General features: G+C 70.2%; 7 protein-coding genes. 4 read left to right on the plus strand and 3 right to left on the minus strand.

Annotated elements, in window-relative coordinates:
* From DK254_RS18085 to DK254_RS18100, 4 genes are all read left to right on the plus strand, one after another.
* Positions 1 to 561: acetaldehyde dehydrogenase (acetylating) (locus DK254_RS18085; RefSeq protein ID WP_109934892.1), on the plus strand; the 561-nt coding region annotated here is incomplete at its 5' end.
* Positions 558 to 1,571: a 4-hydroxy-2-oxovalerate aldolase gene (mhpE, locus tag DK254_RS18090; RefSeq protein WP_109934893.1), complete on the plus strand. Its 1,014-nt coding sequence runs from the start codon at positions 558 to 560 to the stop codon at positions 1,569 to 1,571. The genes DK254_RS18085 and mhpE, both read left to right, overlap by 4 nt.
* 372 nt (positions 1,572 to 1,943) lie before the next feature.
* Entirely contained in the window at positions 1,944 to 3,149 is a 1,206-nt protein-coding gene (gene mhpT, locus DK254_RS18095) for a 3-(3-hydroxy-phenyl)propionate transporter MhpT (RefSeq protein ID WP_109934894.1), read from the plus strand.
* A 70-nt stretch (positions 3,150 to 3,219) separates the two neighbouring features.
* A complete protein-coding gene (locus DK254_RS18100) occupies positions 3,220 to 4,491 on the plus strand; it encodes an OprD family porin (RefSeq protein WP_109934895.1) in 1,272 nt (423 codons plus the stop codon).
* 6 nt (positions 4,492 to 4,497) lie between these two features.
* Here DK254_RS18100 and DK254_RS18105 read toward each other — a convergent pair whose 3' ends face one another.
* Genes DK254_RS18105 through DK254_RS18115 form a run of 3 tightly spaced genes read right to left on the minus strand, consistent with a single transcriptional unit; the run spans position 4,498 to position 7,588 of the window.
* Positions 4,498 to 5,364, minus strand: coding sequence for an HlyD family secretion protein (locus DK254_RS18105; protein WP_109934896.1), 867 nt, complete (start codon positions 5,362 to 5,364; stop codon positions 4,498 to 4,500).
* Positions 5,365 to 5,379: 15 nt separating this feature from the next.
* Positions 5,380 to 5,592, minus strand: a complete 213-nt coding sequence (locus DK254_RS18110; protein WP_109934897.1) for a DUF1656 domain-containing protein — start codon at positions 5,590 to 5,592, stop codon at positions 5,380 to 5,382.
* Positions 5,579 to 7,588, minus strand: a complete 2,010-nt coding sequence (locus tag DK254_RS18115) for an FUSC family protein (protein WP_109934898.1) — start codon at positions 7,586 to 7,588, stop codon at positions 5,579 to 5,581. Before DK254_RS18115 ends, DK254_RS18110 begins: the two co-directional genes overlap by 14 nt.
* Positions 7,589 to 7,736 lie beyond the last annotated feature (148 nt).

Consider the following 7,736-nt stretch of genomic DNA (forward strand, 5'->3'; position numbering starts at 1 on the left):
GTGAACGTGAACATGGTGACCTGTGGCGGACAAGCCACGATTCCGATGGTGGCGGCCGTGTCTCGCGTGGCCAAAGTCCACTACGCGGAAATCATCGCTTCCATCGCGTCGAAGTCCGCTGGTCCGGGTACCCGCGCCAATATCGACGAGTTCACCGAGACCACCTCGGAAGCCATCGAAGTCATCGGCGGGGCGGCCAAGGGCAAGGCGATCATCATCATGAACCCGGCCGAGCCGCCGCTGATCATGCGTGACACCGTGTATGTGCTCAGCGAATCGGTCGATCAGGCCAAGGTCGAGGCGAGCATCGAGGAGATGGCCGCCGCCGTGCAGGCCTACGTCCCCGGTTACCGGCTGAAGCAGAAGGTGCAGTTCGACGAGGTCCGCGACCTGAACATCCCCGGTCACGGCAAGTTCTCCGGGTTGAAAACCTCCGTCTTCCTCGAAGTCGAAGGCGCCGCCCACTACCTGCCGGCCTACGCCGGCAACCTCGACATCATGACCTCCGCCGCGCTGGCCACCGCCGAGCGCATGGCGCAAGCAATGGGGGCCTCGGCATGAGCCAGAAACTCTATATCTCCGACGTGACCCTGCGTGATGGCATGCATGCGATCCGCCACCAGTACAGCCTGGACGACGTGCGCGCCATCGCCGCGGCCCTGGACATGGCGAAAGTCGATTCCATCGAAGTGGCCCACGGCGACGGCCTGCAAGGCTCCAGCTTCAACTACGGCTTCGGCGCGCATACCGACCTGGAGTGGATCGAAGCGGCGGCCGATGTGGTCAAGCACGCGAAGATCGCCACCTTGCTGCTGCCCGGCATCGGCACCATCCACGACCTGAAGAACGCCTACAACGCCGGCGCCCGCGTCGTGCGCGTGGCCACCCATTGCACCGAAGCGGACGTCTCCAGGCAACACATCGAGTACGCCCGCGAACTGGGCATGGACACGGTGGGCTTCCTGATGATGAGCCACATGCAGACCCCGGAAGGCCTCGCGCAGCAGGCCAAGCTGATGGAGAGCTACGGCGCCACCTGCATCTACGTGGTGGACTCCGGCGGGGCGATGAACATGGACGACATCCGCGCGCGTTTCCGCGCGGTGAAAGCCGTGCTCAAGCCCGAGACCGAAACCGGCATCCACGCCCATCACAACCTCAGCCTCGGCGTGGCCAACTCCATCGCCGCGGTGGAGGAGGGCTGCAACCGCATCGACGCCAGCCTGGCCGGTATGGGCGCCGGGGCGGGCAATGCGCCGCTGGAAGTCTTCATCGCCGCCGCCGACAAGCTCGGCTGGCACCACGGCACCGACCTCTACGCGCTGATGGACGCGGCCGATGACCTGGTGCGCCCGCTGCAGGACCGCCCGGTGCGGGTGGACCGCGAAACCCTGGCCCTGGGTTACGCCGGCGTCTACTCCAGCTTCCTGCGCCACGCCGAGGTGGCCTCGGCGAAGTACGGGATCAAGGCCGTGGACATCCTCGTCGAGCTGGGCAAGCGGCGCATGGTCGGCGGCCAGGAAGACATGATCGTCGACGTGGCCCTGGACCTGCTCAACGCACCGACCTAGCCCTTGTAGGAGCAGGCCCTGCCTGCGATTCGCGCGCAGGGCGCGCTCCTACAAAGGCACGGTGCAGGGGCAACCCGTAGGAGCGGATCTCATCCGCGAATCGCGCCGGAACCTCCGGCTATCGCGGACAAGGTCCGCTCCTACGGTGGGTCCCACCTCGACTGTAGGAGCAGGCCCTGCCTGCGATTCGCGCGCAGGGCGCGCTCCTACAAAAACACGCCGCCGAGTTGGGCCGGCGTTGAAAAAACGGCACCTGCCCCGCGAGGGCCGGCGCCACCCATTACAAGAACAAGACGGGTGAAATCCCATGAGCAATCGCCTTTCGCTGCACCACCGCCACGCCCCGTATTCCCGCCAGGGGAGGGCCGCGGCATGACCCCTTCCAGCGCGATTCTTCGCGAGCAGCCACGCCTGCTCGCCACCCTCGGCCTGTGCTTCCTGGTCGCGCTGCTGGAGGGCCTGGACCTGCAGGCCGCCGGCATCGCCGGGCCGGGCATGGCCAGGGCCTTCTCGCTGGACAAGCTGCAGATGGGCTGGGTATTCAGCGCCGGCATCCTCGGCCTACTGCCCGGCGCCTTCGCCGGCGGCTGGCTGGCCGACCGCGTCGGGCGCAAGCGCGTGCTGATCGGCTCGGTGGCGTTGTTCGGCGTGTTCTCCCTGGCCACCGCCCACGCCTGGGACCTGCACAGCCTGCTGGCGGCGCGCCTGCTTACCGGCGTTGGCCTGGGGGCCGCGCTGCCCAACCTGATCGCCCTGAGTTCCGAGGCCGCCGGCGCGCGCCTGCGTGGCAGCGCGGTAAGCCTGATGTACTGTGGCGTGCCCCTGGGCGCGGCGCTGGCCGCCGGCATCGGCATCGCCGGTTATGCCGGCAACTGGCAACTGGTGTTCCATGTCGGCGGCGTGGTGCCGCTGCTGATCCTGCCGCTGCTGGCGCTGTACCTGCCGGAATCCGGCGGGTTCCACGCCGCCGCGGAGTCCGGGAGCCCCGCCAGCCTGCGCCGCGACCTGCTCGGCCAGGGCGCCACCTGGCTGCTCTGGCTCAGCTACTTCTTCACCCTGATGGTGGTCTACATCCTCATCAACTGGCTGCCCAGCCTGCTGGTGGGCCAGGGCTTCAGCCCCAGCCAGGTCAGCTGGGTGATGTTCGCCCTGCAGATAGGCGCGGCCATCGGCACCCTGACCCTCGGCGTGCTGATGGAGCGCCTGCCGGCCTGGGCCACGGCGGCCCTGGTGTACCTGGGCATCCTCGCCGCGCTGGCCGGCCTGGGCCTGGCCGCCGAGCTGCGCAGCATGCTGCTGGCCGGTTTCGTCGCCGGCTTCTTCGCCACCGGCGGGCAGGGCGTGCTCTATGCCCTGGCGCCCTGGTTCTACCCGGCGCGGGTGCGCGCCACCGGGGTGGGCGCCGCCGTCGCGGTGGGCCGCCTGGGCGCCATGAGCGGGCCCCTGGTGGCCGGGCAGATGCTCGCCCTGGGCACCGGCAGCGCCGGCGTGCTGCTGGCCTCGGCGCCGGGCATCGTGGTCGCCGCCCTGGCGCTGTTCCGCCTGGCCGCCCGGCGCCCCGCGCAACTGCCCGACTGATCCGACCTCGCCTGCCCATGCCGCCCCGCGCGGCAGGGCTTCGTACAACTACAAGAAAGTGAAGAGCACCATGCACAAGGCACCCCTGAACACCCTGGCCGCCGCCATCGCCCTGCTGTCCGCCACCGCGGCCGGCGCCGCCGGCTTCGTCGACGACAGCCACGCCGACCTGGTCCTGCGCAACTACTACTTCGACCGCAACTACCTGGGCGAGACGCCCCAGGCCGCCGCCCGCGAATGGGCCCAGGGCTTCATCCTCAACTTCAGGTCGGGCTTCACCGAGGGCCCGGTGGGCTTCGGCCTGGATGCCCAGGGCATGCTCGGGCTGAAGCTGGACTCCTCGGCGGACCGCGCCGGCACCGGGCTGCTGCCCTACGACCCGGTCACCCGCGAGCCGGCCGACGACTACTCCGAGCTGGGCCTGACCGCCAAGATGCGCGTGTCGAAGAGCGAGCTGCAGGCCGGCACCATCAGTACCTTCCTGCCGATCGCCTTCGCCAGCCCCACGCGTCTGTTGCCGCAGACCTTCCGCGGCACCTACCTGCGCTCGCAGGACATCGACGGCCTGACGCTGCACGCCGGCTGGCTCGACCGCATCAACCTGCGCGACTCCACCGACTACCAGAAGATGAGCGTCGGCGCGCCCAACGGCCGCTTCAACGGCGCCGCCACCTCGGACAGGTTCACCTTCCTCGGCGGCGACTACGCCTGGTCGAAACGGCTGACGCTGAAGTACTACCACGCCGAGCTGGACCAGCTGTACCGCAAGGACTACTTCGGCTTCGTCGACGAGCGCGCGCTGGGCCCGGGCAGGCTGAAGAGCGACTTCCGCCTGTTCGTCACCGGCGAGGACGGCGCCGCCAAGGCCGGCAAGGTGGACAACCGCAACAGCGCGCTGATGCTCACCTACGCCTGGGCCAGCCACAGCCTGGGCGTGGGCTACATGCGCCTGGACGGCGACACGGCCATGCCCTACCTGTTCGGCACCGAGCCGCTGGTGATCACCGAGGGCACCCTGAGCTCCGAGTTCATCAACCCGAAGGAGCGCAGCTGGCAGGTGAAGTTCGACCAGGACTTCGCCGGCGCCGGGCTGCCGGGGCTAAAGGGGATGCTGCGCTACGTGCGCGGCGACAACATCGAGCTGGCGAAATTCGGCGGCAGCGGCCTGACCGAGAGCGAGAAGGACGTCGAGCTGTCCTATACGGTGCAGAGCGGCAGCTTCAAGGGCGTGGCCTTCCGTGTGCGCCACGCCTGGTACCGCAACGACTTCGCCCCCGGCGCCACTCACCGCGACGACAACGAGCTGCGGCTGAACGTCGACTACACGCTGGCGCTCTGGTGAGCGCCATCAGCGCGCGGCATCCGCTTCGATGTTGACCGTGGCGGTCATGCCGGCGCTGAGGTGGATGTCCCCGGGCACCTCCCGCAGCTCGATGCGCACCGGGATGCGCTGGGCCAGGCGCACCCAGTTGAAGGTCGGCTCGACGTTGGCCAGCAGCTGGGTGTCGGGCAGGGCGTTGCGGTCGGTGATGCCGCTGCTGATGCTCTGCACCCGGCCCTCGAGCACGCGCTCGCCGCTCATCAGCGTCACCCGCGCGCGCTGGCCGACGTGGATGCCGGGCAGCTTGGTCTCCTCGAAGTAGGCGGTGACGTAGAACGAGCCCTGGTCCACCAGGGCCATCGCCGCCTGGCCGGTCTGCGCGTAGTTGCCCTGGGCCAGGCGCAGGTTGGTCACCTGGCCATCGCGCGGGGCGCGCACCTCGCTGCGCTGCAGGTTGATCTCGGCCAGGCGCGCCGCGGCCAGGGCCTCCTGGTACTGGCTGTTGGCGATGTTGGCGTTGAGCTGCGCGGTCTCGCGGTCCTCGGCGCTGATCGCCGCGCTGGTCAGGCGCTTGCGGCGGTCGGCCTCGCTCTGCCGCAGCAGGTATTCCTGCTTGCGTGTCTCGGCCAGGGCGCGGGCCTGGTCGAGGTTGGCCTGGTAGCGGTCGCGGTCGATGCGCATCAACAGGTCGCCGGCCTTGACCTTCTGGTTGTCGACGATGGGCAGCTCGGTGACCCAGCCGGACACGTCCGGGGCGATCACCACCACGTCGGCGCGCACCCGGGCGTCCCGCGTCCAGGGCGAGAGCATGTAGTAGCGCCACAGCCAGAGCCCGGCCAGCACGGCGGCGGCGACCACCAGCAGGGTGGTCAGGACTCGCAGGAAAGCTCGCACGTCGGGCGCTCCTCGTTATCCGTTGGCGATGCCGGCGCACCAGGCGACGGCGGCCAGCAGCAGGGTGAACAGCGCGCAGTCGAACAGCGCCTCGTGCCAGATCCAGCGCCCCGCCGGCGTGGCCTGCAGCAGCTTGCGCAGGACGATGGTCAGGGCCAGGGCGACCAGCGCGTAGAGGAACATCGGGCTGACGTAGACGCCGCCCAGGGGCAGTTCAACCAGGTTCATGGCCGTCCTCCAGGTGGCACCAGGCGCGCCAGGTATGGCTCAGCTGGCGCAGGGCGGCGCGGGCCAGGCGGTTGTCCTCGTCCAGGTGGCTGGCGTCGTTGCGCAGGGCGGCGTCCAGTGCGTCGCAGAGTTCGTCCAGGCGCGCCTCGCGCCCCGGCGCCGGGCCGGCCTGGAGCAGGTCGCCCAACTGGTCGAGGAAGGCCTGCCGGCGCTTGCGCAGCACGCCCCGGGCGCCGGCCAGGCAGTGGCGCAGGTGCAGCAGCTCGCTGCCCATGTCCAGCGCCAGCAGGCCGTCGAGCCAGCGCCGCTGCATGGCCTGGGGCAGCAGCGCGTAGTGCCGCGCCAGGCGCATCAGGCGGTCGGCCATGCGCCCGCCGAACCAGCTTTCCGCCTGGGCCAGGGGGTAGCGGGTGAGGCGCCCCAGGTCCAGCGCCATGGCCTGGCCCTGGCGGCGGATCACCCAGTCCGGCGGCAGCGCCAGCAGGCGGAACACCATGGCGGCGAAGCCCACGCCGATGACCGTGGCCTGGGCCGAGTTGAGCAGGCTGGCGAAGTCGTAGTGCATGTCGTTGCGCGGCGCGATGAAGGTGATGAACTGGATGGCGAAGGTGGTGGCGGTGCCGATCAGCACAGGCGGCCCGGCCATGCCCAGGGCGGCGAAGAACAGCGGCACGCCCAGGGCCATGCACAGCAGCGGGAAGCCGTTCCACTGCGGCAGCAGCCACTGGTCCACCACTATGGCCGCCAGCAGCGCGTAGAGGATGCCGCGCAGGAAGCTCATGCTCAGCTCCACGGCGTTGTCGCGGTTGGCGAACAGGCTGCAGAGGATGCCGGCCATGAGCATGCCGCCCACCGCCGCCGGCCAGGCGCTGGCCAGCCAGAAGGCGGCGATGCCCAGCAGCGCCAGGGCGCTGCGCAGGCCGTAGAACAGCGCCATCTGCCAGTCGCGGTGCCAGGACAGGCCGCTGCTGGCGTCGCCGCTGAACTCGCCGCTGGCCACCCCGGCGGCGGCCGTTTCGGCGGCCTCGGCCTTGACCAGCAGCAACGCGCAGCGCGCCAGGCAGTAGCGCAGGTCGTTGTGCAGGTCGTTGTGTAGGGCCTCGTCGGCGCTGGCCCGCAGCAGACGGTCGCGCAGCTCGTGCAGCCGATCGAGGGAATGGCTCGGCAGCAGCGCCAGCAGCTCGTCGGCCCAGGGGCGCAGCTGCGCTTCCGCTTCGGGCGTGAGCAACTGCCGCTGGCGCGAGACCCCGCGGGCGCTGCGCAGCAGGCTCAGCACGTCGCGCGAGAGGGTGCGCAGCGCCAGCGCCCGGCGCCGGCCCTGGTGCCCTTCGAACCAGGCGTGGTCGCGCTGGGCGTCGGCGGCGACGATGCGGCCGAGCAACTGCAGGATGCCCTCCGGCTCGCGCGCCTGGCCGCGCACCGCATTGGCCGCCGCCTGCAGGGCCGCGTCCAGGGTTTCGCGGGCGACCCGCGCGAGGTTCTCCTCGACCCTCTGCGGCCACAGGGTGGCGCTGACCACCGAGGCGCAGACGATGCCCAGGCAGATTTCCGTGCAGCGCGCCACGGCCTGGTCGAACACCTGCAGCGGCACGTTGATCGCCGGCAGGGCGATGATCGCCACCGTGTAGCCGGACAGCACGAAGGCATAGGACACATGGTTGCGCAGCAGGGTCGAGGCCGCGGTGCACAGGCCCATCCACAGCGCCACCACCAGCAGGAACAGCCAGGGCGTCTGGGCGAACAGCGCCATGATGACCACCGCCATGGTGGTCCCGACCAGGGTGCCGAGCAGGCGGAACAGGCCCTTGGCGACGACCATCCCGGACAGCGGCTGGGACACGATGAACACCGTCATCAGCGCCCACTGCGGCTGCTCCAGGTCCAGGCGGAACGACAGCCACAAGGCGATGCCGCCGGCCAGCAGGGTCTTGCCGGCGAAGCGCAGGGCGGGGCCGCTGGGGGCGATGAAGGCGGTCAGGGCAGGGCTGGCTAACACGGTGTCGACAGGCTCCGGCTGAGGCTTGCGGCCCGCCCAGGTGGCGGCAGGGGGTGCTTGCGAACCCGTGGTTTCAGCATAGCCGATGACGGGGGCGGGGCATGGGCTCGCGCCTTTTGCAGGATGGGGTGGGCCCGGGCGAGACCCA

The sequence above is a fragment of the Pseudomonas sp. RW407 genome (assembly GCF_003176655.1).
GTDB classification, from domain to species: domain Bacteria; phylum Pseudomonadota; class Gammaproteobacteria; order Pseudomonadales; family Pseudomonadaceae; genus Pseudomonas; species Pseudomonas delhiensis.

What these genes read in the sequence shown, in the direction of transcription:
- mhpE (WP_109934893.1), top strand. Translation starts at nt 558, where the DNA reads ATGAGCCAGAAACTCTATATCTCCGACGTGACCCTGCGTGATGGCATG.
- mhpT (WP_109934894.1), top strand. Translation starts at nt 1,944, where the DNA reads ATGACCCCTTCCAGCGCGATTCTTCGCGAGCAGCCACGCCTGCTCGCC.
- DK254_RS18100 (WP_109934895.1), top strand. Translation starts at nt 3,220, where the DNA reads ATGCACAAGGCACCCCTGAACACCCTGGCCGCCGCCATCGCCCTGCTG.
- DK254_RS18110 (WP_109934897.1), bottom strand. Translation starts at nt 5,592, where the DNA reads ATGAACCTGGTTGAACTGCCCCTGGGCGGCGTCTACGTCAGCCCGATG.